Raw genomic sequence first — 24,942 nt, forward strand, 5'->3', positions numbered from 1 at the left:
GGGATTGCCCAAAGACGAACTGGGCCCCGCCGAAGTAGCGGCGGGGGCTTCGTTCTATCCACGGACTCCTGGCCCCCGAGCATGCGTCTCGCCACTCGCACGCCCCGGGGAACTGGAGGCTTGTGGTGGCTCGGCGCCTACCGGCGCGAAACCCTGCGACGGCAGTACCCATTAGTCCGCCCAAATAGGGTTTGTGGCCCTTGGAGTGAGGTGGCAGCCTTCCGATTTGTCACCTCAACTGCACGGGGGAGCACACCATGAAGAAGAAGTACGTCCGGGCCGGGCTGGCCACTGGGGCGGCCGTCCTGGCTCTGGGGACCTTCGCCGGCTCGGCCTCGGCGGTCGAACGCGCCGACACCCCGAACTCGCCCTCGGCGGCCCAGCGCTCCGGCACCCCGCATTTGTCGCGCTGGTACATCGGGAGCGGCAACGCCTACGGCAATGTCCTGTGGATAGACTATCGGGGTAAAGGCAGCCCCGACGTAGATGACCTGTGGCTCTCTGACGACTTCTTCCCGTCCGGCTTTTCCGTCAAAATGACGGTAGTCAACGGCTCCCACAAAAAAACCGTCCACGCCAAAAATGGCGAGCTGGTTATGATGGATATGCCTGGCCCTTTCCCCAAGGGCAGAAAGGCCAAGTTCAAGGCCTGCGCTTGGGACAACGGCGAGGAAGTCATCTGTCGGCCCTGGACCACCATCACCGAGTAGGCCTACCAGACGCAGGCTGGACGGCTCGCTACCGGACCATCCCTCGCGAAAGCATTCAGCCCTTCAAGCTAGGGCTTTCGTTTGGTGCTCGACAACACGGGGAGAACATCATGAAGAATTACGTCCGCGCGGCACTGGCCACCGGGACGGCCATCCTCGCCCTGGGTATGTTCGCCACCTCAGCCTCGGCGGCTCCACGCGCCGGTACCCCGGACGGAGCGCACTGGTACATCGGGAGCGGCAACGCCTACGGCGAGGTCAGATGGGACGACTGGGCCGGCGACGATGATATGGATGTCCTGACCCTCGACGACGACATCTTCCCGCAAGGCTTTTCCGTCAAAATGACGGTGGTCCATGACTCCTGGAAAAGGACGGTCCACGCCACCTATGGCGAGATCGAACACGTGCGCATCCCGGGCTTCACCAAAGGCGAAAAGGCCAAGTTCAAAGCCTGCGCTTGGGACAACAATATCGAAATAAAATGTCGGCCCTGGACCACAGTCACCGAGTAGGCCCACCAGGCGCAATCCAACCATCCCCCTGCTCCCGGCCATCTGGCCGGGAGCTTTTCTCCAGAGCACCGATGCTTTCCTCAATGCTCCTCCACAGCAGCACCATTCACTTTCCGCCTACCGCCACTTCACCTGGCCGCCTAGCAGCACTCGACTGACCGCCCACCAGCACAAACCCCGGCCACCAGACAGCACTCCCACGACCGCACGCCAGCCCTTACGGATGTCCGTCAGCAGGTGCTGGAGGGCGAGGTCGCGGCGTGCCTGAGCGACACGGCGCAGGTCAGTGGAGATCACTGTCCGAATAGGTGTCAGGTCACGTGATTCTGGCCTCGGTCCATGCTCGTTGGAGGATCTCGTTGACGGTCTCGGTCGGGGTCTGATCGGAGGTGTCGAGCCAGAGGCCAAGGCGGGGTGTCTGGGTGCGGAGCCCGTGGTCGAGATGGTCGATGGTCCACCGGTTATAGGCGTTCTTGCTCCGGGTTGCTTCACGAGCGGCGACGGCGTCGGGTTGCGGGGCGAGCACGACGACGAGCAACGGCCGCTGCTGGATCGTTTGGATCATCTCGGTGAGGTGGCTGCCGAGGATGATGTCCTGGGCGACGACTGTGAACCCATGCCGGAAGTACTCATCGCAGGTGGACGCCGTCAATCGGTGGCGCAGTCGTAGTTGCCGTACTGCCTCGTCGGAGGGGTCAGGTGTCATGTCGGCCCGCCCGTTGATCACCATGAGGCGGAACAGGTCGCCTCGGATGTGCACCGACTGCGGTAGTTGCTCGGCGAGCATCTGCGCAATGGTCGACTTTCCGGCGGCCTGAATCCCGGTGATGAGGATGATGGCCTGGCGCGGCGTTGTTGAGGTCACGGCCCGTTCTCCTTTGCAGGTCGGCGGCTGACGTCGGTGGCATAAGTCATCCAGTCCCCGGCGGAGAGGTGTTGCCAGGTGACTGCGACGTCGATGTGGATGCCGAGCATGCGGGCCAGCAGGGCGGCGGGCAGTTCGGTAGCGAGTTGGAACAGGGCGGTGGAGCGTGCTTGGCCGGCCTGGATGCCGAGACCTCTGAGGCGTCGTGTCAGGTGCGTGGCTCTGATCGGGCCAGATCGACCTGCCGCACGTGGCCCTCCAGCCCATCAAACGCCTCCGTCTGAAGGTTGGATCATGCATGCAAGGGGTGCATCGTGCAAGCGGTTCAGGAGACGGCATGACTGGCCGAGCCACCTTACCCCTTTCAGAGATAGTGATGATCAAGTGACCAGCAAGAACTAGCCCATTTGATCGGGCGGTGGGTGTCCATGTCGATCAGCACAGAGCCGTAGACGTGCCCACGCCGGGTGGCGAAGTCGTCCACCCCCAGTACGCGGACCTTGCCGACCGGCGGGTCCGGAAAGGCTTGGACCAGGCGGATCAGCGTGGACCTGCTCGCACGCAACCCGAGCAGGCCCGCCAGCCGCGCGCCCGCCCGGCCCGCCCGGCCCGCCAAGGCCAGCCCGAGCCGCTCCAATAACCGGTGCAGCAACGCCGTGCGGCGGCCGTGCCGCCTCGTCACCACCGGAACCCGCTCAGCGAACGTACGCCGTCCGCACGCGGTGTTATCGCAGAAGAACCGGCTCACTTCCATGACGATCACGACCGGTCTGCCACCCGCCGCCAGGTCGTGCAGCCGACGACGGTAGCGGCTATGGCGCCGGGCGGCCAGTGTCCCGCACTGGTGGCAGACCGAGCTTGTGGTCTGGGTCCGCGCGGTGACCACGACACCGTCCTGGTCTTTCGGTAACACCATCGATCTGCACATCCTTCAGGTGCGGGAAGAGCAGATCGACGCCGCAGGGGTTCTCGCCCGTGCGGGCATGCAGCACAATGACCTCGCGGCCGCTCGTAGGGATCAGTTCCGGGATGAACAAGATCCTGACGATGCGGCCGCACGCATGCGCGCATAGTTACTCAACCGCGATTCGGCCCGTCTCACCGCCTAGAGAGCACACTCCGTGACCACTTCACGGAATTTGAGCCGGAAGCAGCGGCACACTGTCAAATGGATCTTCGATCGGCTGGTGGATGAGCATGATGCGACGCAGGTGACCTATCGGATGGTGCGTGCCTATGTCGCGGAGCGCCATCCGGAGATCCGGGTCAAGGCGGGCCGTGGCCCGCCGAACGCGTTCGTGCCGCAGTCGCATCGGCCCGGGGTGGAGGCCGAGGTCGACTTCGGTGACGTGACCTATTGACGGCCCGCGCCGAACAACGATCAAGGGTTTGGGAACAGGCGCTCCCGTCACAGCTGATGGGGTTACTCGTCGGTGGTGAGTCGTTCGATGGCTTTCTGCCGGTCTTGGTGGGTGGGCAGGCTGTAGCGGCGTGCGGTTTCGACGGAGTGGCCGAGGAGTTCGGCGACGATGACGATGTCGGTGCCCTGGCGGGTCATGGTGGTTCCGGCGGTATGGCGCAGGACGCGCGGGGTGAAGATTCCGTCGCGGCCCAGGGGCAGGCCTGCGGCGTCGGCGATGGTGCGCAGCACGGCGTAGGCCGAGCGGGCTGACAGGCGGCCGCCGCGGCGGTTGAGGAACAGCGCGGGGTTGGTGTCGGCGCCCTTCCAGCCGGAGCGTTCGCGCAGCCATTCCTCCAGTACGGTACGGAGTTTGGGGTGCAGGGGGATTTCGCGGCATTTGCCGTTCTTGCCGTGCCGGACGATCAGCTGGCCCTTGCGAGCTGACAGGTGGATGTCGCCGGTGCCCAGATTGGTGGTCTCGCTGATGCGGGTGCCGGCGTAGAAGGCGGTGAAGGCGATCGCCTTGTCGCGCAGCGGGGCGCGGTCGGCCTGGCGCAGCAGCCGGAGCTGGTCGCGTTGGTCCAGTGCGCGAGGGGCGGCCGGGGGGATCTCGGCGCGTTTGGCGGCGGCGGGGCCCAGCCCGCGGCGGCGGTAGAGGTCGTCGACCGCGGTCAGGTGCGCGTTGATGGTGGCGGGTTTGCGTTTGGCGACGGTCTGCAGATGGGTGCGGTAGTCGCGGGCGGCCCAGTCGCGGGCGGCGGGGTCGGTCAGCGGGTCACCGGCGACCGTCCCGTCGGCGAGGGCGGCGGCGAGCCAGGCCAGGTACTGGCGGACCCGGGAGATATAGACGCGGACGGTGCCGGATTCCAGTGGCCCGCCCGGCGAGGTGATGTCGCGTTCGTACTCGGCGAACACCGCCTGCAACTGCGGGGGGAGCGGGGTCGGCCGGGCGCCCGGCCGACCCCGCTCCCTGTGCCGCCAGCCCGGTGGTGTCGCGTCCGCGGCGGGACGGGGTGAAGTCTCGGAACCGGTTCGCGGGGGCTCGGGGCCGGCCGGGGGTTGAGTATCGGAAGCCACCCTCTAAGAATAGTTCAGATATTCGCGGATATCGGAAGTTATTCCGCGTAGAGTCAGACGTATCCGGCAACGACGACATCCCCATCCTGAGGCTGACCCGCCGCTCCGGCTCACCCCCCGAAGGGGGATGTCATGCCGATCCTTCATCGCGGCCAACGACCCGCCCGGCCCGAGGCCGCCCCGGCCGCACGCTCTTCCCTGACCGACCATGCCTGGCCCGCCGTGATCACGCTCGCCGCGGCCATCGTGTTCATCCTGTTCCTGGTCCAGGCCACGCTCGCGATGGCGCTGATCATGGCGATAGTGACCCTGCTGGCCGGCGCGGTCCTGCTCACCCTGGTGTCAGGGACCGCCTGGATCAGCCGGCTCCGCGAACTCCCCGCGGACCTGCGCAGACGCCACTGACCCCGGCCGCCCCATCGCGATTCCCGGCAACATCCCCGGGCCACCGAACCGGTGGCCCGGGGAGAAAAAGGGGGGGCCAGCGGGCCATGTGGACCACCACCGAACGCGCGACGATCAGCCTGTCGCCGCCATCGACTCCCCGGCTGCGGCTGCGGCCTCGCCCCCCGCCCGGCTCACCGCGAACACCCCTGGACGGCGCCTGGTGGCCGCGCTCGGCCGAACCGCCCGGGCTGATCCTGGCCCTGCAGGCCCACACCCCAGACACCACCGGGCCAGACACCACCGGGCCAGACACCACCGGGTTAGACACCACCGGGCCGCACCGCGGCGAGCACGATCCCATCGCCCACATCATGCTGCGCGTGGCCGACTGGACCAGCCGTCCACGCCGACTGCGCGTCGACGGCCCTGCCGGCACCCGGGTGGTCCGCCTCAGCTGGTTCGACACCCTGCCCGCCGGGCTGCTCACCGCGATCTGGGCCGACGGCCGGCGCGTCGACCTGCCCACCATCCCGCCCGGCACCGGCCCGGACGCCGCCGCCGCGGGACTGGATCTGGCCGCCGACCCCGACAATCACCTCCACACCCGCGCCCTGCTGGCCGCGCTCACACCGAACACACCGCCAGACCATGTCACGCGCAACCCAGACCATGTCACGGGCGAGCCAGACCATGTCACGGAAAGGGGCGCAGGCCAGACCGCAAGCGAGGCCGCATCGGAGAACATCTGGGAAACCGAGGGCGGGCGGCTGCGCGAACCCGCACCGTGACAGGTGCCGTGACACGACCGGTTCGCCCCCGGCCAGGCCCGCACTCTCACACGCACCCGCGATCGGAGATCACCTTGACCACCGTCATCATGGCCGCAGCGCCCATCACCGGCACAGCCACGGCCACCCGCCGCCCCGGCCCTGCGCGAGCACCTGGTCGGTGTCCTCAGCCACAGCCCCGGGCTGCCGACCCTCGACCTGAGTGAGATGTCGTCCTGCGACGCCGCCGGACTGGCCGTGCTGATCGGCACGCAACGCCGCGCCACCCGGCTCGGCATCACCATGCGCTTGGCCGCTCCCAACCCGCAGGTGACCAAGCTGCTGCGCATCACCGGGCTGGACCGAGTCCTCACCGCCCGCCCCGCACCGGCCCCATCGCAGACCCCGCCCTAGACGGCCGCAAGTTCCTCCCGAACCGCATCTCAGCTCATGTCCGGGGTGAAGGGATCGGGGCGCAGATCGCCCAGGGACCGCACCCCCTGGCCCGGGGCAGAGGACGCGATGGCGTAGCGACGCAGGCAGTTGACGTGGGCACGCCCGTGCGGCGCCGCCGTCCGGCGATGTCTTCGTCTTTGACCGGGACGCCTGGGGTGGTGCGCGGCGGATCGACGATCGCCGACGGGCACGTCGCAGGCCGGACCTGGTTGGTGACCAGCGAACCGGCGACGGGGTCCATGTCCCGAACACGGACGCACGGGCATGGCGAACCAGACCGAGAAGGGAAGGGGCGGTCCAGTCATGACACCCCGGAAGATCGCCGCCACGGTAGGGGCCTTGTTCGTCTTTCAAATGGTCTCGGCCATGATCGGCACCACGCTCACCGAGGCGTTCGCCGACGGCAACGCCGACAAGGCGGCGCTGAGGTTTGGCGTAGCGCTCATGATGTGTTCGGGCCTGGCCGTGATCGGGATCGGCCTGCTCATGTACCAAGTCCTGAAGAACTTCCACCAGAAGCTGGCCCTGTGCTACCCCATCATGAGGGTCGTCGAGTTCACGGTCTCCGCGACCTGCGGCATCTACCTGCTGACGCGACTGCAGGCCGTCCCCCATGCGATGTTGTGGATTTACATCCCCACGGCCATCGGCGGCCTGGTCTTCACCTACCTGCTGTTCGTGACACGAACAGTTCCCCAGCCCATCGCGGTCCTTGGACTCATCGGCTACGCCTTGCTTCTTCTGGGAGTGCCCCTGGACCTGCTGGGTGTACTCGACATGGGCGCGGGTCTGGGCATGATCTTGTTGGCTCCGGGCGGGCTGTTCGAAGTCCTGGTCCTGCCCATCTGGCTGTTCGCCAAGGGCTTCACACTGCCTCGCACATCTCAACCGACGCGGCTTAACACGGCCCAGCCAACCGTCGCATAGCCAAGATCAAGGCAAGAGACCGGTTCGGCACCCGCACCGGTGCCATCCCCGCCGACCCGTCTTTCTTCGAGTGCCCGGCTCCGTACACCAGGTGGTCGCGCCCGCTTCTGTGCAGCTTTGGCCATCCTCCAGGCTATGGGGGGCCGGCTAGCGCTCGCGCGAACGTCACAGCGCGTTCTCAGGACGCGAAAGCAGCCCCTCCTTGGCCTCACCAGCGGTGTGATCGTCATTCAAGATCGCTGCCTTCTTGCCGGGGGACCTGGTGATTTCCAGGATTTTGGAGCTGACGCCAATGGCACTCTTGGGAACCGAGGTGTAATACGGCATCGCAGACCACCTCCTTTCCGGAGTGGAGCGATCGTTCTGTTCAGGCCCTTATTGAGACGCCGTCCGAGCGCGCGGGAGTGGCCCGGTCACCGATCGGGTGGAGGGCGACGGGCAGGTTGCGTCGGCCGGTCGAGGGCGGCGGCGGGGCCTGCGCTGAAGAGGGCCAGCGCCTCGGCCATTCCGAGGAACCCGCCCGGGTCCATTTCGCCCGGCGGAGCCGGGCCAGGGGTCGGGGCCGGTTGTGCCGGGGTGCTCGCGGTGTTGGGCGCGGGTGCAGGCGGCTGGTCCGGGCGACGGCGGGCTGGCTGATTCATGACCGTGCTCCTTGGGTTCCCGCTGACATCGATGGTGAGATGTCGCCGGGGTCCGGAGCGACGGGATCGGCCACCGGTACGCGTTCGGGGCCGGGATCCTGAGGGTTCTTTTGGCCACTCTACGCCTGCGGTCCTCTGTCGAGCCACGGGTGCGGGCAGGCCCTGGCCTGTCATGTGTTCGCGGTCTGGCGCGGGTCTGTGTTCGCGCTCGCCGACGCTGTTCGGGAGGCTGGGGTGGGCGTGGCCGTCCGGTCGCCTCGGGCTGGGTGAGGCGGTGGGCGGCGATACCGGCGGCGGGCGAGGCGCGGGCGGCCCGGTTGTGGGAGCTGGTCGCCGGGTGCGCGGACGGTGAGCTGGTAGCGGTCGCGCATGTGTGTCAGGCGGCAGTGGTTGCGGTGGAGGTGGACGGGGCGGCGCTGTCGGTGGCGACCCGTCCCGACAGGCGGCAGCGCGCGCGCCACCGATGCGCTGGCCGCGCTCTTGGAGGAGCAGCAGTTCACCCTGGGGGAAGGCCCGTCCATCGAGGCGGGGCCTCCGGCGGCCAGGTACTGGTCGCCGACGTGTCCTCGCCTGCCGCCGCATCCCGGCGGCCGGTGTTCGCGCCGGTGGCCACGGCGGCCGGGGCGCGGGCGATGTTCGCCTTCCCACTGCAGGCGGGGGCGATCCGGCATGGCACCCTCACCCTGTACCGGGCCAGGTCGGGGTCGCTGACCGGGGAGCAGGCCGCCGACGCGGTGACGCTGTGCCGGACGGCGGTGGCCGTGAGGCTGACCGCCGACCCGACCCCGCCGAACGGGACGGTCTCGGACCAGGAGGCGTGGCCGCTGGGCGGGCCGGGCGAGGGCCGGATCGAGGTGTACCAGGCGGCCAGGGGCTGGGGCAGGCGATGGCGGACGTGGCCACCATCGGCATCCTGGGCGAACGCGCGGCCCGCGAACATGAGCTGCTGTCCCGGCAACTGCAGATCGCCCTCAACAGCCGTGTGATCATCGAGCAGGCCAAGGGCATGCTCGCCGAACGCCACCAGACCTCAGTCGATCAGGCCTTCGCCGCTCTGCGCACCCAGGCCCGCAACACCAACCGCAAACTCGCCGACCTTGCCCTGGCTGTCATCGACGACGACCCCGCCGTGGTGAGCTCCCTGCGCCCGCCCCACGATCCCAGCCGCCGCGCCGGCCAAACCTGACCGCGAACGATAACGGGGAAGGTGATGAAGAGCGCGCGGACGACGGCCGACTCCCTGCGCCTCAACTCGCGACACCCGGCACGTTGCGGGTCCGCGCTGCCTGAGTACTTGACGAAAGCCCAGTTGAACACCTGGGTGCGCACTATTGGTGCCCCACAGGCCGCCCAGTTGGCAACACCGAGCATGTGGGTGCGTGCCTGCGAGCGGTGTGCTCACCCGCGCCGCCTGGGCCGCGACACCGGCCATAGGGGAGGCGGCGACAGGCTGACCATCGTGGCGCGTTGGGTGCTACTTCAGATCACCGTGCCGTTTCGCGGCCTTGAAGGTTGTGCGCCTGGTGGCCGCCGCCCCCTGGGGCGCCGCCGCTGCGGGGCGGGGCGGGGCGGGGCGGATGGGCTCGCGGACGGGGTCGTGGTCGGTTTCACGACGCCGTGCGGCGATGCGGGCCCGGATGGGCCAGTGCACGTCGTGTGCCCAGCCGAGCTTCTCCAGCCACCGGATGACCCGGGCCTAGGGGTCGATCTGACCCCGCAGCATGCCGTGCCGGGCGCAGGTGTGATCGGGATGCCGAGCCGTGTGGTGGTCACGTTGGGCTGCACAGCGCCTTCAACGCGTCCGCCGGCTCCGTGTGCAGGGTAAGGACGTCGTCGATGCCGGTCAGGCGAAGGATGCGGTCGACCCGGCCCGTGGCTCCGGCCAGCTCCAGGACCAGGTGCATGCTCTCAGCATGTTTGAAGGCCTTGACCAGGGCAGCGATACCGGTGGCGTCGCAGAACCTGACGCGCGTGAGGTCGATGATCACACCACCGCTCGGCGCGGCGCCGGTGTGGCCGGTGGACGCGCTGGTGATCATGGCGCTGAGCCGGACGGTCAGCCAGCCGCTGTTGGAGGCGTCGATCTCACCGGCGAGTGCCAGCAGCATCGCCGGCGGCTCGGCACCGCAGTCGACGTCCGTCCGCCGGAGACTGACCTGCGACCCGGCTCGGACGCGGTCGCCGGTCGTGGTGTCCAGCCGCGTCCGCACCGCCAGTGGAACGGAGGATAGGGGCGAGGGTTCGAATGCCGTCATGACAGCCCTTCCCTGGAGCGTGTGCACACACGCCGCCAGGGTCTGGAGCGGCCCGACAGACGACTGCCGCCGTCGCACGTAGCATAGGCCGCTCACGACCTGCGGTCTAACCCCCGCGACCCGTTCAATGCACAGCGCCAGCGGCGCGCCTGCTGCTTCGCCTGTGCCACTGGTTCGTGGTGCCCGACCTGGCAGAGGGGAAGCCGCCCGGCCCGTGGCCAGTAGGGGAGGCGGCGAACAGACTGCGCCGGGGACCGGAAGCGGCGCGTATTCACGCGGCGCCCCATGCACAACCCATCACTCGCGCTGATAACCCGTCGGCTCAACCGGAATCGGCTGAAATGGAGCGGATTTCTCGCGCTCCAGTGTCGACGGCCCCTATGTGTGAGCGAATCACTCAGAAACAATTTCTGTTTCCCGCATATCGGCAATTATTCGGGTAGAATAAAAGTATCCGGTAAACGACGACATCCCATTCTGAGGGCTGATCCGTCACACCGGCCCGCCCCCCGGAGAGGGGGAGCCATGCAGACCTTGCACAAGCCGCGCGCCAACGGCCAGACCGGTTCGGTGTCCCAGCTCAGACCACCTGGCCCCAGAGTCCCCGATCGGCACAAGTCGCCGCCGTCGCCGCGAACGGTGAAGGCGGCCCGCACGAGCGTGGTGTGGTCCGAGCTGTGGGCTGTCGCCGCCATCTTGATCCTCTTCATGGTTCTCGTGGTGAGCAACACCGGCGATGTGCGGATCTCCTTTGCCGGGATGAGCGGCGTCCTGCCACAGGCGGTCGTGCTCATGGCCGCCATGGCCGCCGGGATTGCGGTCACCCTGCTCCTGGGCATGGCCCGCCTCACGCAACTGCGCCCGCTGACCCGCAAGCGCCTCCGCTGAGAATCCGACCCACCACCCCGATCGGAAGCCCGAGGAAGGCGCCTGCCATGTGGACCACCACCGAACGCCGCACCACGATCAGCCTGTCACCACCCTCGACTCCCCGGCTGCGGCTGCGTCCCGCGGCCCCTCCCGGCTCGGCGCGGCCCGTGCTGGACGGTGCCTGGTGGCCCCGTTCGACCGACCCGGTCGCGGAACTGCCCGGCTTGATCCTGGCCTTGCAGGACCACGGCCCGATCGACGGCCAGCGTCCCATCGCCAACGTCCTGCTCCGGGTGGACGACTGGGACGGCCGTCCCCGGCGGCTGCGCATCGACGGCCCGGCCGACACCCGGGTGGTGCGGCTGAGCTGGTTCGACTCCCTGCCTTCCGGGCTGCTCACCGCTATCCACGCCGACGGCCGGCGCGTGGACCTGTTCACCGTCCCGGTCTCCACACCCCAGGCCGAGGCCGATGCGTCGATGGAGCTGGCCTCCCACCCGCACAACCTCCTGCACACGCCCGACCTGCTGGCCGCCCTCACCCCGCCACCCGGCCGGACAGACCGGGCCGGCGCCCCGACGGTCTCCGAGAGCGACCGGAAGTCCGAGAGCGACTGGGAGTCCGAGGGCGGACGACTGCAGGAACGCCTCGCAGCACATTGATCCGCTCCGCCGCCCGGCCGGCAGTCATCCGGCCGTCCGTCATCCGGCCGTCCGGGGCCGGCGCGTCCGCCCACCCGTGATCGGAGATCACCATGACCACAGTCACCGCCGCCGCACCCGCCGCCGCACCCGCCGCCGCACCCGCCGCCGCGTCCGCCACTGCGGGCCTTGTGCGGGCCCCCGACGAAGTGAGGATGCCCGCCCACCGGCGTCCCGGCCACACCATCGTCGCGTTGTCGGGCGCCCTGGACAGCGCCGCCGCTCCAGCGCTGCGCGAGCACCTGATCGGCGCGTTGCGTCACAGCGGCCGCCTGCTGATCCTCGACCTGAGGGAGGTGGCGTCCGCCGACGCGGCCGGACTGGCCGTACTGGCCGGCATCCACCGCCGCGCCGCAGCGCTCGGCGTCACCGTGCGCCTCGCCGCCCCCGGCCCCCACGTCGCCGCGCAGCTCCGTCTCACCGCGCTCGGTCGCGCCCTCACCGTCCACCCCACCCCGGACATCCACGCCGAAATCGCTGTATAACCGGCGAATCACGCTGGCTGCAGCCTGAGGCGATCCAGCCGAACCGCGGCCGGTTCCGCGACGCCCGACCATACGGCGGGCGTCCCGGTACGGGCTCGATCCTGATCGGGGCCCCGCACCCGCACGGGAGTCGAAGCCGCCGCGCAACCCCGTCTGCGCCCCGTCCGGTGACCGTTGCCGACCAGACGGGCAGCGGCCTGCTAGGTAGGCCATCGGCGACCGGTGACCCCATCACCGGAAATAGGGCGCGCGACCAGCCCAGTGTTCAGGCCGTCCTCACGTGCTGGTTCCCGGCCCTCGGCCGCGTCAGGAGACGACGATGGCGACCGTCGCGATGAGCGCGCAGCCGAGGGCCACCGCAATGGCCATGCCGCCGATGAGCCCCCTCATCAGCCGCAGGTATTCAGCTTTCATGGTCATCGGGCACCTCTTGTCGGGCCTGGTCATGGTCACCGGACTCGGGGCGACAGCCGTGTGCCGCGAGTGCGGTGGACCGCTGCCCAGGGACGGCGCTTCCACGAACCTTCGCGGGCCGGCCCAGCCTCAGGACCTCCCTGGCGGTGTTCACCGACGATGTTCATGCGGGCACTTTGGTCTAGCGTCGGCCACGTCGCGGCGGGGCGCGGTCTGGGCGGGTTGGTCCGTCAGTGTCGGGTGGGCTGTCGTGGTGCGGCGCGGCGGAGTTCCGCCGTCTGTCGTCCGCTTCGTCGAGGGCGTCCTGGCGGCTGCGGGCCGACCATCGCTTCGGGGGTGACATGCCGCGCATGACCAGCGGAAGTAGCAGCACGGCCGCACCGGCGGCCATCAAGATGGTGCCCACCGCGTGCAGATCGATACCGCGTATGGACCCCGTGACGGCGAAAATGAGGATCGCGCCGATCGTCAGGAGGGCGACGCCGCCCGCCATGGGCATCACAGACCGCTCTTCGGCGAACTCAGGTGAATGATCCAGGCGACGATGATGTTCATGACCGGACTCCTCGACGAGCCATGAATTCGGTGACTGCCAGGATCGGTCTTCCGAACCGGTCGAAGCAGTGGCCCCAATGCGCCGCAGAAGGTACGGCCACCGGGGCCGGCATGCCCGTTCATTTTCATTCAACCCTTCCCCGGCAGAGGGGGAAACAGTCGTTTTCCGAACGTTCCTTCTCCCCGGGAGATGACAGTTTGGACGCCACCAGCCGGACTAGGACACCGAGCATGGAACAGGGAGCGGGCGGGGCGTCGCCACAAATGTCGCTCATCGCCCGTTCAAATCGTGAGCGCCGTTCAAGTTGTGGGCGGCTCGGCTTGGCGGGGCGGTCGACCACCGGAGGTCTTGGAAGGCGGAACCCTCGATCCGGGCAACCTTGGTGAGCAGGAGGCGGCCGAGTGTTTGCTGTTCGGTCTCGGCGGCCTCCGTGGCGCTAAGAAGGCTGAGCAGGGCTGTCCCCTGGGATCCAAATTCCTCAACGGTGGTGATCCTGGTGAGTAAATCGAGGACTTTGAAGCGCTGCCTGCGAGCGAGGGGTGAGCTGGTCTGCGCGAGTGTCGCGATTGACGCCGAGTCAAGACCTTCTCGACCGAAACCGCGTCGAGTGCCGGCAGAAGTCGCTTTGGCTGACGCCCTCGTCGGTGAGAACGATGTTGATCGCGTCGAGGAGGTGTGACTTTCCGGCCTCGTTCGTGCCCACTACGGCGGTGATGTCCCCTTCAAGAGGAACGCGCACATGTGGGAGCCACCCGTCAGTTGTTTCCTGCCAGGTCCTCTTGGATGAGCCGGGGTTTGCCTTCAGCTCATAGTCATAGTTGAACAACTTGTACCCAACGAATAAACACCTCACGGATACGCACGCTAACCCCTCCAGCCCCTCGACTCCGAGGCTTAGAAACCATGAGCCTCGGACACTCTGGGTGAGATCACGAACTCAGGCCCCGTCCGGTTTAGGCCATCAGCGATAGCTGCATCCCACTGACCGGAGAGCTTCGTCGCGCCAGCATTTACCACGCCTGAGGCACCCCTCGAAGTCGAGGACAGCAGCCCACGAACCAACCGGTTCTGCCGCTGGCGCGAACCGTGGTCACCAACCCAGTCCGGGATCGAGTGGCGGCACGACCGCGGCCGTGCGGTCCGCCACCAGCACAGTCGGGAGGCGAGGCCGCAGCGCTTCGGGTCGCCGGTTCCTCGGAATCAAGGCAGGATCACCGCAGGTCGGGGTGCACCCTAGTCGGCGAGAGCTCCGGCGGGCGACCTCAGCGGGTTTGGGACGCTTCAGTTGGTCGATGGAGGTCGTGTGAGCCTCGATTCCGCGCGAAGGGGCCTTTTGTCGATCTTTCCGGTCGGGCCGAGGGGAGTGCGTCCACCTGCTTGATCAGGCGGGGTACTTGTAGGGGTCCAGTCGTTCTATGCAGTAGTCGGTGAGCTGCCGGGTGTCGATGCGGTGTCCGGGACGTGCCGCCGCGCTGGCGGCTTCGCGTGCGCCGGAGCGGCGCGACCGGGCACTGGGCGCGGAGGCGCGATAATCCTCGAAAAGGCGTGCCGCCTGCACTCCAGGTTGCGGCTGCCGCCGGCACCTACGACCACCCACGACCACCTGCGACGAGGTTGAGGCCCTGCCTAACGCGCTCGCTGCTGCGCCCCCTGCACAACTGGACGCCGCCTGGGCCTATCTGGTCCGCCGCCCGGTTTTCGCTGCGTAACCCTTAGCCGTCCGGGCAACCGTTTCGGGCATGGGCCCTCCGAGGTGCGCGGTGCCTGGTCAGTCGCGGCGGGGCCGCTCTAGGACGAAGCGGTCGACGGGACGTGACCCGTTGCCAGTGACGGCGTAGTAGGTGACGGTGATCCGGGTGGTGCCGCCGCGGTGTCCCGGGTCCACGTCGAAGGCGCAGAAGCCGTAGGGGTTGTGGCGGTCTCGGAATGCCGACCAGGGGGCGGGCTCCTTGACGTAGATGGGCTTGAGGTGGTTGAGCACCTCGGGGTCGCGCTCGTCGCTCAGGTCGACGATGACCTTGGCCTCGGGCTTCTCGTAGAGCAGCCCGTTGGACGCGTGGCCCATGCCGCCGCCGCCGATGACCATGTGGACCGTGCCCTTGCTGGTGTCGGCGTGCCGCAGATCGCTGGAGACGGGAATCGGGGTCATGGTCGAGTTGGACTGGTGGCCGCGGATGGGCAGCGACCGCTCGTAGTGGTGTTCGTGGCCGCACACCACCAGGTCGACGCCGTACTTGTCGAACAGCGGCAGCCATGACCTGCGTACGCCCAGGTCGGCGCCGTTGCCGTCGGCGGTGGAGATGGCGACCTGGTGCATGCAGACCACGATCCAGTCGATGCCGCGGTCGGCGCGGGTCCGGCGCAATTCCCGCTCCAGCCAGCGTTCCTGGGCGCCGGCGGAATAGCCCCGGATGTACGAGCCGCCGCCGTCCTGGATGGCCACGTCGTCGTTCTGCAGCAGGTGGGAGAACGTGCTGAAGCCGCCGAGGTAGCCGGTCACCGCGAAGGGCCGTATGAAGCGGTGCGGTGGGCCGCTGAGCAGGTACGTGGTGAGCACGCCCATGACGAGGCAGGCCAGCATGTTGATGGTGAAGGTGTTCCAGGCGAACCCGGTCTTCGCCGTCGGGATCGCTTCACCGAGCCCGTACCGGGACAGGGCGCCGAGCGCACCGCCCATCGCGATCTCGGCGATGACACGCGGTTTCAGTCCGGGCGGGGGCGGTTTGCCCCGGTGCGGGTGGAGGGCGGCGGCCTCGGCTCGTTCGCCGCGTTGCAGGCGGGTGTTGGTCATTGGTCGGCCGTCCGGGCGAGTAGATCGCGGACGGCGTCGAGGGTTCGGCGGTAGGCCGCGTCCACCTCGGGGGAGCGGTCGCCGAGGATCCGGGCCCAGGCGCCGCAGCCCGCGGGCAGGACGCTCGCACCACCGCGCAGCCCGGATTCGGTGATCGCCTGGTGCATGGTGTCGGCGGCCCGCTGGGCGGGTTTGGCCCCGGTGATCACGTAGAGGGACGCCATGAGCCCGAAGTCGTCCATGGCGGTGGGCCCGGTCACCGGGCACTCGGCGGGGACGAGCCGGATCGGGTCCGCGAACAGCAGGCGCCCGCCGGGGTCGTGGACGTCCAGGTCGGTGCAGTAGGCGGTGTAGGCGTGCCGTTCACCGCGGGCCAGACGTCCCGCCATGAGTTTCTCGCCGAGGACGATCGTCGCGTCCGGGTCGGCGGTCACGCGCAGGCGCTGGTAGTAGCGCGAGCCGCCGAACGGGATGGTGGTCTCGGGCAGGTATTCGACGTAGGCGCCGGCGGCGGCGGTGATGTCGATCATCTGGGTGGCGTAGTCGTGGTCCATCCGGTAGAGCCGCGTGGCGGTCTGGGTGGTGACGTGCACCGACGTCCCGGGTCCGCAGTCCAGTTCCATGCGGTACCGGTCGCCTTGCAGGACGCCTCCTCCCGAGGACATGACCATCACGTGCGGCATTCCGGGCCGGGCGGGGTCCGGATACAGCGGGCGGGTGGTGTGCAGCGGCGCCTTCTGGAAGTGGCCGGTCAGCACCGTCCCGCCCCCGGTCTCCGCGAAGGCCAGTTCGAGCACGCCGACTTTGCCCGCTGCGCCGACCGGAAGGGTGTCGGGGACGGCGGCGTGGTCGGCGACGGCGGCGGGCAGCCATTCGGGGGTGCAGCGCTCCGGCGCGCAGCGGTCCTGCGCGGCCGGGGCGGGGACGCCCGCGGCCCCGCTCGCAGGAGCGGGCGACCGCTCGGGTGCGGTCACGGCACCGGTGAGCACGTCGACTCCTTGCGTGCGAGGACGAAGTCGGCGACGTCGGCGACACCGGTCCCGGTGAGGCAGTCGGTCAGGACGACCGGGCCGCCGTGGCGCACCGCGCGGGCGTCGCGTTCCATGACCGTCAGGTCGGTGCGCACGTAGGGCGCGATGTCGATCTTGTTGATCACCAGCAGGTCGGAGTCGGTGGTGCCGGGCCCGCGCTTGCGCGGCATCTTCTCCCCCTCCGCGGTGTCCAGGACGAACACGTACACGTCGGCCAGCAGGGGGCTGAAGGTGAGCGTCAGGTTGTCGCCGCCGCTCTCGAACAGCAGCAGGTCGATGTCGGGGAACCGGTCGAGCAGTTCGGCGGCGGCGGCGAGGTTCATCGTGGGGTCGTCGCGGACCGCCGTGTGCGGGCACGACCCCGTCTCGACGCCGACGACGCGGTCGGCGTCCAGCGTCCCCGCGAGGGTGCGGCGGACGTGCTCGGCGTCCTCCTGGGTGTAGATGTCGTTGGTGATGACGCCGGGGCTCAGCCCCCGGCCGACCAGGACGGGCACCAGCGCCTCGATGAGGGCGGTCTTGCCCGACCCGACCGGGCCGCCGACACCGATCTTGTACACCTGCTCCAGTTCCATGCGCGTCCCTTCGGGTGATGTTCGGGTCAGGTGATGAACAGGCGGGCCTCGGCCCGCTCGTGCGCGGCGGCGACCGCGTCCGCCGCCGGGGTGGAGGCGTGCAGGTCCCGCGGGTCCCGGGCGGCCAGCGCCGCCCCCGCCGCCCGGGTGACCTCGGGCCGGATCTCGCGCAGCAGCAGCTGCGCGCGCCGGAAGTCGATCCGGCCGAGCCGCACCGACGCCGCCGCGCAGCCGGCGGCGAAGGCGTACAGGTCGCTTGCCACGGCGTGCTGGACGGGCACTCCCAGGCCGGCGTGCACGGCGCCCACGACGACGGCGTGGTTGCCGGGCGTGGCGCGGTCGGCGACGAGCCGTCCCAGCCGTGCCGCCGGGGCGGAGGCGAACGCTGCGTCCGCGCTGTCGATGACCTGCCGTCCGGTGCGGACGGACGCCGTCCGCTGCTCCTGGTTGAGTTTGATCGCGTGGAGCCTGCGGTCGGTCTCGACCACCCGGTCCCAGTCGCCTGCCGACACCGCCCGGTGCGTCAGCGCGAGCGCCGCCGCGTCGGCGGTGCCCGCGGCCCGGACCAGGCCGGACACGAGCGCCGTCAAGTCGTCCGCCCCGGCCAGGCCCGCTTGGACGTACCCCTCCAGGCCGTGCGACAGCGTGTAGAGCCCGCTGGGGAAGCCGGAGTCGGTGAGCTGGAGCTGCGCCAGCAGCGGCCCCTGATCCTCGGTCTCCGGCGCGTGGTCGCGGCGCGTCATACGATGTAGTACAGCCTGGTCAGCGGCAGTTTCTTGGCCGGTTCGATGGTCGCCGGGTCGCCGTCCACGCTGACCCGGTAGGTTTCCGGGTCGACCTGGATGTCGGCCACGGTGGAGTTGCGGACCATGTGACGTTTGTCCACGCTGCGGCACTGCCGGACGGGGCGGATCAGCCGCCGCAGGCCGAGCCGTTCGGGGACGTCCTCCTCGATCGCCGCCGCCGACATGAACGTCACGCACGTCTTGCGCAGCGCGTCGCCGAAGCACCCGTAGGTCGGCCGCAGGTACACCGGCTGCGGGGTGGGCAGCGAGGCGTTGGTGTCGCCGAGCTGCGCCCAGCTGATCAGCCCGCCCTTGACGACCATCCACGGCTTGGCGCCGAAGGAGTGGATCGGCCACAGCACGATGTCGGCGAGCTTGCCGTCCTCCAGCGACCCGATCGTGTCGGCCATCCCGCTGGCGCGGGCCGGGTTGATGGTGAGCTTGGCCAGGTAGCGCAGGACGCGGTTGTTGTCGTTGCGGGTGGAGTCCCCGTCCATCGGGCCGCGCTTGTCCTTGTTGTGGTGGGCGACCTGGAACGCCCGGGTGAACGACTCGCCGACGCGTCCCATCGCCTGGGAGTCCGAGCCGATGATGCTGATGATCCCGAGGTCGTGCAGGACGGTCTCGGCCGCGATCGTCTCGGCGCGGACGCGGCTCTCGGCGAACGCCAGGTCCTCGGGGACGTCGTAGCTGAGGTGGTGGCAGACCATGGTCATGTCCAGCAGCTCGTCGGTCGAGTTCACCGTGTAGGGCAGCGTCGGGTTGGTCGAGGCGGGCAGCACGTTCGGCTCGCCGGTGATGCGCAGGATGTCGGGCGCGTGCCCGCCGCCCGCGCCTTCGGAGTGGTAGGTGTGGACGGCGCGGCCGTTGATCGCGTCGATGGTGTCCTCGACGAACCCGGCCTCGTTCAGCGTGTCGGTGTGCAGCGTGATCTGGACGTCGTGGTGGTCGGCGACGCTCAGCGCGCAGTCGATGACCGCCGGGGTGGAGCCCCAGTCCTCGTGCACCTTCAACCCGGCCGCGCCGGCCCGGACCTGGTCGTCCAGCGGGGCGTGCAGGCTGTTGTTGCCCTTGCCGTACACCGCGATGTTGATCGGGATGTCCTCGTAGGCCTGCAGGATCCGGGCGATGTTCCACGGCCCCGGCGTGCAGGTGGTGCCGCGGGAGCCGTCCGCGGGTCCCGTGCCGCCGCCGACCAGGGTGGTGATCCCGTTGCTGAGGGCGTTGAAGGCCTGCTGCGGCGCGATGAAGTGGACGTGGGTGTCGATCGCGCCGGCGGTCGCGACGAGGTTCTCCCCGGAGATCACCTCGGTTCCGGCCCCGACGATCAGCCGCCGGTCCACGCCGTTCTGGGTGTGCGGGTTGCCGGACTTGCCGATCCCGGCGATCTTCCCGTCCTTGATCCCGATGTCGCCCTTGACGATGCCCAGCACCGGATCGACGATCACGGCGTTGGTGATGACCGTGTCGAGCGCGGTGGTGGCGTTGCGCGAGGCGGGGTCGGCCGCCATCCCGTCCCGGGCCGTCTTGCCCCCGCCGTACTGGGTCTCGTCGCCGTAATGGCCTTCGGTGTGGTCCTTTTCGACCTCCACCACCAGATTGGTGTCGCCCAGGTGGAAACGGTCACCAACGGTCGGACCGTACATGGCCGCGTACTTCTTGCGAGAGATCGTCGTCATCGTCGTCAGCCCTTCTTCGACCGGCCGCCTGCGGCACTTTTCGAGGATTTCTTCGCACGCGATCCGGTCTTCTTCGGCTCCGGCGCCGGCTCGTCGAGATATCCGCGGGCGCGTGCCCTGGCCAGCGCCTCGGTCCTGGCGGCCTGGGACCGGGCGCTGCCGTTCAGCAGGCCGCCGAACCCGACGATGCGCAGCCCGCCGCCGTACTCGACCAGCTGCACCTGCTTGGTGTCACCTGCCTCGAACCGGACGGCGGTGCCGGCCGGGATGTCCAGCCGCATTCCGAACGCCTTCTCACGGTCGAAGCGCATCGCCCGGTTGACCTCGAAGAAATGGAAATGGGAACCGATCTGCACGGCCCGGTCACCGGTGTTGTGCACGGTGAGCGTCTCTTTGCGCTGTCCGGCGTTGAGTTCGATCGATCCCGTTCCGAACATGTAGGTGTCATCCGCCATGGACGGCCGCCCCCTTAAAGGCTCGCCTCAGTGGTCTCATGAGGTGATGGTGGTCGCTCTGGGTGTGGGCGTGGTGATGGTGGTGCGCGTGGCCCGCCGCCAGGCCGTCGTCGCCGTCGCGGTGCCAGCGCCGTTCCGCCTCGGCCGCCCGCTGGCGGACCAGCGCGTCCACCGCGGCCGGGCCGAGCAGCGGCCCGGCGGTCAGGGCGGCGTCGCACGCCGGAGGTGGCGCCAGCGAGGCGGGCACGAGCACGACCTCGCGGGCGCCCAGCCGGTGGCAGCGGTCCACGCCCTCGGGCACGTCGGGCTCGCCGCCGTCGATCGCGACCTCCACCCAGCGGACCGGCACGTGCCGCCGGACAAGCCGCGCCACCTTGAACAGCTCGGCGTCGTCCTCGGGCGCGCCGGCCGGCGCCACCAGCAGGACGGCCCGGTCCGCGCTCGCGCCGCGCATCGCCCGCACCAGGGCCGCCCGGAGCCAGCCGACCAGGTGCGTCACTGAGCCGAGCGGCTCGGCGAGCAGCAGGTCCCCGCGTCCTCTCCCGCGGGCCGTCCAGGCGATCGCCTGCGCGGCGGCGGGCGCGAGCGCCGGGTCGCGGCCGAGCGTCATCGGGACGACGACGGCGCGTGGACGCGCGGCGAGCGCCAGCGACAGGCCCCGCCCGGGCCCGGCGACCTCTGCGCCGGCCCGGCATCCGCGCAGCGCGCCGGGCGGGCATTCGTGCCCGCCGACGCGCAGGACCGTGCGCCCCGTCCCGGCACCGGCTCCGGCGCCTGGATCGGGGCGGGACGTGTCCGGCGGCACGGTCACTTGCTTCCGCCGACGGGATCGTGGCAGGAGACCAGCTTGGTGCCGTCGTCGAAGGTGGCCTCGACCTGGATGAGCTTCAGCATCCCGCGCACTCCGGGCAGCACGTCGTCGGGCCCGACGACCTTCTTGCCCAGCTCCATGCAGTCGGCGACGGACTTGCCGTCCCGCGCGGCCTCCACGATGGCGGCGCTGATCAGCGCCACCGTCTCGGCGTAGTTCAGTTTCAGGCCGCGCTTGCGGCGCCGGTCGGCCAGCTCCGAGACGGTGAAGATGAGCAACTTGTCGATCTCACGTGGTGACAGGTTCATCTGGGTCCTCTCTGCCCGGGATGGTGTCGGGCGGCGGGCGGCCCCTCACCTGGCCTCACCCGGCCCGCCGGATCTTCGGATAGCGCGGGACGGCGGCCAGGAACACCCAGCAGACCAGCACGTACGGCCAGGTCAGGGTGTGCCCGCCGACCACGTCGAACAGGTTGGTGAGGCCGGCGGTGAGGCCCGCCGCGGTCGCCGCGCCGATCGCCGCGTAGACGGCGCCGACCGGGCTGAGCGCGATGAACGTCCCGGCCAGCGCGACGCCGGTCAGGACCGAGTTGTAGCCGTACAGGCCCGCGCCGATATCAGCCGCCTGCGCGCCGAGCCACCAGCCGATCAGCAGCCCGACCAGGCTCGACGCCGCGGCCACCGCCGCGACGAACCGGCTCGCCAACGCCAGCCCGGCCAGGAAGATCACGCCGACGTACCACTCGTCCTGGAAGAACACCTGCGCTACCCCGTTCAGCAGGCCGTGCCAGAAGTCGCTCCAGGACATCGCGGTACCGGGGTCGGTGGCCGACGGCGGTGCGGTGTCGGGCCGGTTCTCCCACACCCGGTGGAAGGACGGCGCGCCGATCGCCATCACCGTGGTGACGACGCAGAACGGTCCGGTGGAGGCGGGCAGGCCATACGGCTTCAGGACGGTGCCCATCGCGGAGGTGAGCACACTCCCGGCGACCGTGGCGCCGACGACCAGCGCCGCCGTCATCCAGTTCGCGCCCAGGTAGAGCGCCAGCGCGACACCGGTGAGGGTCCCGCAGAACCCCTCAAGCCCGATCGAGACCTGGTCCCACGCGACCCCCATCAGATATGCCGTCACGGTCGCCGCGAGGGTGCCCAGCAAACCGAAGACACCGAATTGCCAGCCTCCCGCGAAAAGCCCCGCGATGAAGATCAGTCCTGTCCATTGACTGGTCTGGAAGATCACCTGCGCGACGCCTTTGGGCACCGTCGAAGCGGCGTCCGAAGGCCGCTCCTTCACGGGCGGCCGCGCCCCACCGGACACCTCCCCCGACGATGACCGCACGACGTTTCCCCTTGAACGCAAATCTCGTATCGTGTGGCGCCGCGCAGACGGGTGCCTCACGGGATACCGAGGGGCACGTTCCCTTGGGTGACGCACAGTAACGACGGTGCTCCGTCAACAGTTGGCCAAGGGGCCGCCGAGGTCAGCCCGCCGTGAAGGCGGCATCCGACCCTCTCTCTTGTTCCTCATCGGTCATGCGCATCCGGACGAGCCGGTCGACCATTTGACCGATGACGTAGGTCACGGCGAATGCGTAGAGCCCGACGGCGAGGACCGCGACGACCTGCCTGCCCAGCACCGAGGCCGATCCGCCGTAGAAGAGTCCCGCTGTGCCCGGCCCCCAGCTCGTGGCCACGAAGCCCAGTGACACCATTCCCACGATTCCGCCGGCACCGTGGATTCCGGTGACGTCCAGCGTGTCGTCGTATCCAGCGACGAGCTTCAGTTCGACCGCGTAGGTGCACACCACCGCTGCGACGACCCCGATGAGAAAAGCGCCCTCGACGTTGACGAAGGCGCAGGCCGGGGTAATGGCCACCAGCCCGGCCAGCGCCCCGCTGCTCGCTCCCAGGCGGCTGAAGTGCCGGCTGCGTATCCATTCCAGGAGCCGCCAGGCGAGCATGCCGGAGCAGCCCGCGATCATGGTGCTGACGAAGGCTCTGGCCGCCAGGGCGCCGTCGCTCAGTGCCGATCCGGCGTTGAAGCCGAACCAGCCGAACCACAGCAGAGCCAGGCCCAGCAGAACGAACGGGATATTGTCCGGGCGCGGGCCTTCCGCGCGCCGGAAGGAGGCTCCGCGGCCCAGGACCAGTGCCATCGCCAGGCCCGAGATGCCGGAATTCAACTCGACGACCAGGCCGCCCGCGAAGTCCATCACGCCCCATTCGTTGAGCCATCCGGACGGGGCGAAGACCCAGTGCGCTATGGGCAGGTAGACCAGCGTCACCCACATCACGACGAACAGGATCCACGGTCCGAACCGGGCCCGGCCCGCGATCGAACCGCTGATCAGGGCGACGGTGATGATCGCGAAGGTGAGCTGGAAGCAGGCGTAGATCTGTTCGGGGATCCGCCCCTGGAGGGCCTGCGGTGTGACGTTGCCGAGGCGCCAGTCTCCCCAGCCGATGAGCCCGATACCGCCGACGTCCTTGCCGAAGGCGATTCCGTACCCGTAGAGGAACCACAGGATGGTCACCAGGCTGATGGAGATGAAGCTCATGTAGAGGGTCGTCAGCATGTTCTTGGAGCGAACCATGCCGCCATAGAAGAAGGCGAGACCCGGTGTCATGAGCAGCACCATCGCGGTGCTCACGAAAAGCCAGGCTGAATCGCCGGAATTCAGTTGCGCGGACATGTGCACCTTCCCGGTCGCTGCTCTCGGGAGGGCGGCGGCGGGGGAACACCGTGCGGACTATGTCTTCTCCGCGCCCGCGCCCGCGGCAAACGTCAGGTGTCACGAATTGACTCGTCCTTGGCGAATGCCGCATTGGACGCTCGCCTGAAGGAGGCGGCCGGTCACGCGGGCCCACCCACTGCCCTGACGCAGGGGAGTAGTTTGATCACGGTGGGTAGCGGGCAGTCTCGCACGAGATCACGCCGGTCGCGTCGACCGGCCACTGGCAGCAGTCCAGGACCAACCCGCCGCTACCCGCCAAGTGCGGGCTCGACGTGGCGCTTGTCCTGGACCTGTCCTCGTCCGTCGGCAGATTCCTGCCTTCGCGGCGTGGTCCTCTTCTTCGGCCAGGATGCTCTCCATGATGCGGCGGCTGGTCGGGTCGGCGTCGCCGAGCCAGCGGATGATGTCCTGGTAGGACTGGATGACGATGCGCTCGGCCGTCGGGTTGCCGTCGGTGAGAACGACCACGAGCTGGTAGCGCTGAGCAGCCTGGGCGACGGTGCCCAGGGCCACGTCCCAATTGGTGCCGGTGCCCAGTCCCCAGTCGGCGTAGCGTTCCTTGAAGGCGTCCGCCCCCGCCTGCGGCGTTGGAGCAGCGCCACGGCGAAGAGCGGTAACCCTCCGGACCGTCCTCCGACAGAACATAGGTTCCCGGCTCGACTACGCGGCCGGTAACCGCGTCCTCGCCGCTACGACCCCGCACCGTGGTCGGACCCGCCGCGGACAGGATCCAGTCCTGCGGCCGCGCCTCCCCGCCGTGAACCTTCTTGACGAGCGTCAGGCGCGGCGGCTCGGGCGTGGGCGGTTCGCGCTCCGGCCGGTTGTAGACCATGCAGGTCACCGACGCGCCGCTCGCGACGTCCACTGTGAACCCATCCGTGGCCCTGTTCTCCACGGGAACCTGTTCGCCGGTGACGCGGTCGACGCAGGTGGCGTTCGCGCCGTCCTGGGTCCTCTCCCTCGTTGCCCTGCGGGACGATCTGCTTCACCACCGACAGGGACCCCTCGCACTGGCTCAGGACGAGCTCGCGCAGGGCCGCTCCGGCGGCGGCG

The 24,942-nt window shown here is 69.2% G+C and carries 28 protein-coding genes and 3 pseudogenes; 12 read left to right on the top strand and 19 right to left on the bottom strand.

Going from position 1 to position 24,942, the window contains the following annotated elements; all coding sequences use genetic code 11:
- The first annotated feature begins 257 nt into the window (after nucleotides 1-257).
- Entirely contained in the window at nucleotides 258-710 is a 453-nt protein-coding gene (locus ACH35V_RS32470; protein ID WP_395978333.1) for a hypothetical protein, read from the top strand.
- A gap of 110 nt (nucleotides 711-820) precedes the next feature.
- Nucleotides 821-1,225 carry a hypothetical protein gene (locus ACH35V_RS32475; protein ID WP_395978335.1) on the top strand — a complete coding sequence of 135 codons (405 nt, stop codon included), beginning with the start codon at nucleotides 821-823 and terminating at the stop codon, nucleotides 1,223-1,225.
- Between the two features lie 316 nt (nucleotides 1,226-1,541).
- On the opposite strand, the gene ACH35V_RS32480 is transcribed toward ACH35V_RS32475, so the two are convergent.
- Nucleotides 1,542-2,090 carry an AAA family ATPase gene (locus ACH35V_RS32480; protein ID WP_395978337.1) on the bottom strand — a complete coding sequence of 183 codons (549 nt, stop codon included), beginning with the start codon at nucleotides 2,088-2,090 and terminating at the stop codon, nucleotides 1,542-1,544.
- Nucleotides 2,091-2,454: 364 nt separating this feature from the next.
- On the bottom strand, nucleotides 2,455-2,976 hold the full coding sequence (locus tag ACH35V_RS32485) for a transposase family protein (protein ID WP_395978339.1): 522 nt from the start codon (nucleotides 2,974-2,976) through the stop codon (nucleotides 2,455-2,457).
- Between ACH35V_RS32485 and ACH35V_RS32490 the strand changes: the two genes are divergently transcribed.
- Nucleotides 2,969-3,163: a hypothetical protein gene (locus ACH35V_RS32490; RefSeq protein WP_395978341.1), complete on the top strand. Its 195-nt coding sequence runs from the start codon at nucleotides 2,969-2,971 to the stop codon at nucleotides 3,161-3,163. The genes ACH35V_RS32485 and ACH35V_RS32490 overlap by 8 nt on opposite strands.
- Before the next feature lie 48 nt (nucleotides 3,164-3,211).
- Nucleotides 3,212-3,451 carry a hypothetical protein gene (locus ACH35V_RS32495; RefSeq protein WP_395978343.1) on the top strand — a complete coding sequence of 80 codons (240 nt, stop codon included), beginning with the start codon at nucleotides 3,212-3,214 and terminating at the stop codon, nucleotides 3,449-3,451.
- Between the two features lie 62 nt (nucleotides 3,452-3,513).
- Here the strand turns inward: ACH35V_RS32495 and ACH35V_RS32500 are convergent, their stop codons facing one another.
- Entirely contained in the window at nucleotides 3,514-4,407 is an 894-nt protein-coding gene (locus ACH35V_RS32500; RefSeq protein WP_395978345.1) for a tyrosine-type recombinase/integrase, read from the bottom strand.
- 294 nt (nucleotides 4,408-4,701) lie between these two features.
- Between ACH35V_RS32500 and ACH35V_RS32505 the strand changes: the two genes are divergently transcribed.
- From ACH35V_RS32505 to ACH35V_RS32520, 4 genes and pseudogenes are all read left to right on the top strand, one after another.
- Nucleotides 4,702-4,974, top strand: a complete 273-nt coding sequence (locus ACH35V_RS32505; protein WP_395978347.1) for a hypothetical protein — start codon at nucleotides 4,702-4,704, stop codon at nucleotides 4,972-4,974.
- An 86-nt stretch (nucleotides 4,975-5,060) separates the two neighbouring features.
- Nucleotides 5,061-5,744, top strand: coding sequence for a DUF5994 family protein (locus tag ACH35V_RS32510; RefSeq protein WP_395978349.1), 684 nt, complete (start codon nucleotides 5,061-5,063; stop codon nucleotides 5,742-5,744).
- A 138-nt stretch (nucleotides 5,745-5,882) separates the two neighbouring features.
- Nucleotides 5,883-6,137 (top strand): annotated as a pseudogene (locus ACH35V_RS32515) (STAS domain-containing protein); the annotation flags it as partial.
- A 306-nt stretch (nucleotides 6,138-6,443) separates the two neighbouring features.
- Complete coding sequence (locus tag ACH35V_RS32520; protein ID WP_395978351.1) at nucleotides 6,444-7,106, top strand: DUF4386 domain-containing protein; 663 nt, start codon at nucleotides 6,444-6,446, stop codon at nucleotides 7,104-7,106.
- Nucleotides 7,107-7,271: 165 nt separating this feature from the next.
- On the opposite strand, the gene ACH35V_RS32525 is transcribed toward ACH35V_RS32520, so the two are convergent.
- The gene (locus ACH35V_RS32525; protein ID WP_395978353.1) at nucleotides 7,272-7,433 is read right to left on the bottom strand and encodes a hypothetical protein; all 162 of its coding nucleotides are present in this window, start codon (nucleotides 7,431-7,433) and stop codon (nucleotides 7,272-7,274) included.
- Between the two features lie 1,200 nt (nucleotides 7,434-8,633).
- On the opposite strand from ACH35V_RS32525, the gene ACH35V_RS32530 reads away from it, so the two are divergent.
- Nucleotides 8,634-8,933, top strand: coding sequence for an ANTAR domain-containing protein (locus ACH35V_RS32530; RefSeq protein WP_395978355.1), 300 nt, complete (start codon nucleotides 8,634-8,636; stop codon nucleotides 8,931-8,933).
- A gap of 583 nt (nucleotides 8,934-9,516) precedes the next feature.
- Here the strand turns inward: ACH35V_RS32530 and ACH35V_RS32535 are convergent.
- Nucleotides 9,517-10,002, bottom strand: coding sequence for an STAS domain-containing protein (locus ACH35V_RS32535; protein WP_395978357.1), 486 nt, complete (start codon nucleotides 10,000-10,002; stop codon nucleotides 9,517-9,519).
- Between the two features lie 525 nt (nucleotides 10,003-10,527).
- On the opposite strand from ACH35V_RS32535, the gene ACH35V_RS32540 reads away from it, so the two are divergent.
- From ACH35V_RS32540 to ACH35V_RS32550, 3 genes are all read left to right on the top strand, one after another.
- Nucleotides 10,528-10,890 (top strand): hypothetical protein, encoded by a 363-nt coding sequence (locus ACH35V_RS32540; protein WP_395978359.1) that lies wholly within the window; start codon nucleotides 10,528-10,530, stop codon nucleotides 10,888-10,890.
- Between the two features lie 47 nt (nucleotides 10,891-10,937).
- Nucleotides 10,938-11,534 (top strand): DUF5994 family protein, encoded by a 597-nt coding sequence (locus tag ACH35V_RS32545; protein WP_395978361.1) that lies wholly within the window; start codon nucleotides 10,938-10,940, stop codon nucleotides 11,532-11,534.
- A 92-nt stretch (nucleotides 11,535-11,626) separates the two neighbouring features.
- Complete coding sequence (locus tag ACH35V_RS32550; protein ID WP_395978363.1) at nucleotides 11,627-12,058, top strand: STAS domain-containing protein; 432 nt, start codon at nucleotides 11,627-11,629, stop codon at nucleotides 12,056-12,058.
- Nucleotides 12,059-12,653: 595 nt separating this feature from the next.
- Here ACH35V_RS32550 and ACH35V_RS32555 read toward each other — a convergent pair.
- The 14 genes and pseudogenes from ACH35V_RS32555 to ACH35V_RS32620 all read right to left on the bottom strand — a co-directional run.
- Nucleotides 12,654-12,971, bottom strand: a complete 318-nt coding sequence (locus tag ACH35V_RS32555; protein WP_395978365.1) for a DUF6458 family protein — start codon at nucleotides 12,969-12,971, stop codon at nucleotides 12,654-12,656.
- Nucleotides 12,972-13,605: 634 nt separating this feature from the next.
- Nucleotides 13,606-13,881, bottom strand: a complete 276-nt coding sequence (locus tag ACH35V_RS32560) for an ATP-binding protein (RefSeq protein ID WP_395978367.1) — start codon at nucleotides 13,879-13,881, stop codon at nucleotides 13,606-13,608.
- A 915-nt stretch (nucleotides 13,882-14,796) separates the two neighbouring features.
- Nucleotides 14,797-15,819 (bottom strand): CrcB family protein, encoded by a 1,023-nt coding sequence (locus ACH35V_RS32565; protein ID WP_395978369.1) that lies wholly within the window; start codon nucleotides 15,817-15,819, stop codon nucleotides 14,797-14,799.
- Complete coding sequence (locus ACH35V_RS32570; protein ID WP_395978371.1) at nucleotides 15,816-16,808, bottom strand: urease accessory protein UreD; 993 nt, start codon at nucleotides 16,806-16,808, stop codon at nucleotides 15,816-15,818. The genes ACH35V_RS32565 and ACH35V_RS32570 overlap by 4 nt, the downstream gene beginning before the upstream one ends.
- Complete coding sequence (gene ureG / locus ACH35V_RS32575) at nucleotides 16,790-17,425, bottom strand: urease accessory protein UreG (RefSeq protein ID WP_395978373.1); 636 nt, start codon at nucleotides 17,423-17,425, stop codon at nucleotides 16,790-16,792. The genes ACH35V_RS32570 and ureG overlap by 19 nt, the downstream gene beginning before the upstream one ends.
- Before the next feature lie 26 nt (nucleotides 17,426-17,451).
- Entirely contained in the window at nucleotides 17,452-18,168 is a 717-nt protein-coding gene (locus ACH35V_RS32580; protein WP_395978375.1) for an urease accessory protein UreF, read from the bottom strand.
- Nucleotides 18,165-19,889, bottom strand: a complete 1,725-nt coding sequence (ureC, locus tag ACH35V_RS32585) for an urease subunit alpha (RefSeq protein ID WP_395978377.1) — start codon at nucleotides 19,887-19,889, stop codon at nucleotides 18,165-18,167. The genes ACH35V_RS32580 and ureC overlap by 4 nt, the downstream gene beginning before the upstream one ends.
- Nucleotides 19,890-20,047: 158 nt before the next feature.
- A pseudogene (gene ureB, locus ACH35V_RS32590) lies at nucleotides 20,048-20,344 on the bottom strand (urease subunit beta); the annotation flags it as partial.
- Nucleotides 20,334-21,155, bottom strand: a complete 822-nt coding sequence (locus tag ACH35V_RS32595) for a sirohydrochlorin chelatase (protein WP_395978379.1) — start codon at nucleotides 21,153-21,155, stop codon at nucleotides 20,334-20,336. The gene ACH35V_RS32595 and the pseudogene ureB, both read right to left, overlap by 11 nt.
- Nucleotides 21,152-21,463: an urease subunit gamma gene (locus tag ACH35V_RS32600; protein WP_395978381.1), complete on the bottom strand. Its 312-nt coding sequence runs from the start codon at nucleotides 21,461-21,463 to the stop codon at nucleotides 21,152-21,154. Before ACH35V_RS32600 ends, ACH35V_RS32595 begins: the two co-directional genes overlap by 4 nt.
- A 55-nt stretch (nucleotides 21,464-21,518) precedes the next feature.
- The gene (locus ACH35V_RS32605; protein ID WP_395978383.1) at nucleotides 21,519-22,493 is read right to left on the bottom strand and encodes an urea transporter; all 975 of its coding nucleotides are present in this window, start codon (nucleotides 22,491-22,493) and stop codon (nucleotides 21,519-21,521) included.
- Nucleotides 22,494-22,635: 142 nt separating this feature from the next.
- On the bottom strand, nucleotides 22,636-23,847 hold the full coding sequence (locus tag ACH35V_RS32610; protein WP_395978850.1) for an ammonium transporter: 1,212 nt from the start codon (nucleotides 23,845-23,847) through the stop codon (nucleotides 22,636-22,638).
- 237 nt (nucleotides 23,848-24,084) lie between these two features.
- Nucleotides 24,085-24,402 carry a hypothetical protein gene (locus ACH35V_RS32615; RefSeq protein WP_395978870.1) on the bottom strand — a complete coding sequence of 106 codons (318 nt, stop codon included), beginning with the start codon at nucleotides 24,400-24,402 and terminating at the stop codon, nucleotides 24,085-24,087.
- A 76-nt stretch (nucleotides 24,403-24,478) separates the two neighbouring features.
- Nucleotides 24,479-24,721: pseudogene (locus ACH35V_RS32620) on the bottom strand (hypothetical protein); the annotation flags it as partial.
- Between the last annotated feature and the right edge of the window lie 221 nt (nucleotides 24,722-24,942).

This window comes from Actinomadura sp. 1N219 (genome assembly GCF_044326405.1).
Classification (GTDB): Bacteria; Actinomycetota; Actinomycetes; order Streptosporangiales; family Streptosporangiaceae; genus Spirillospora.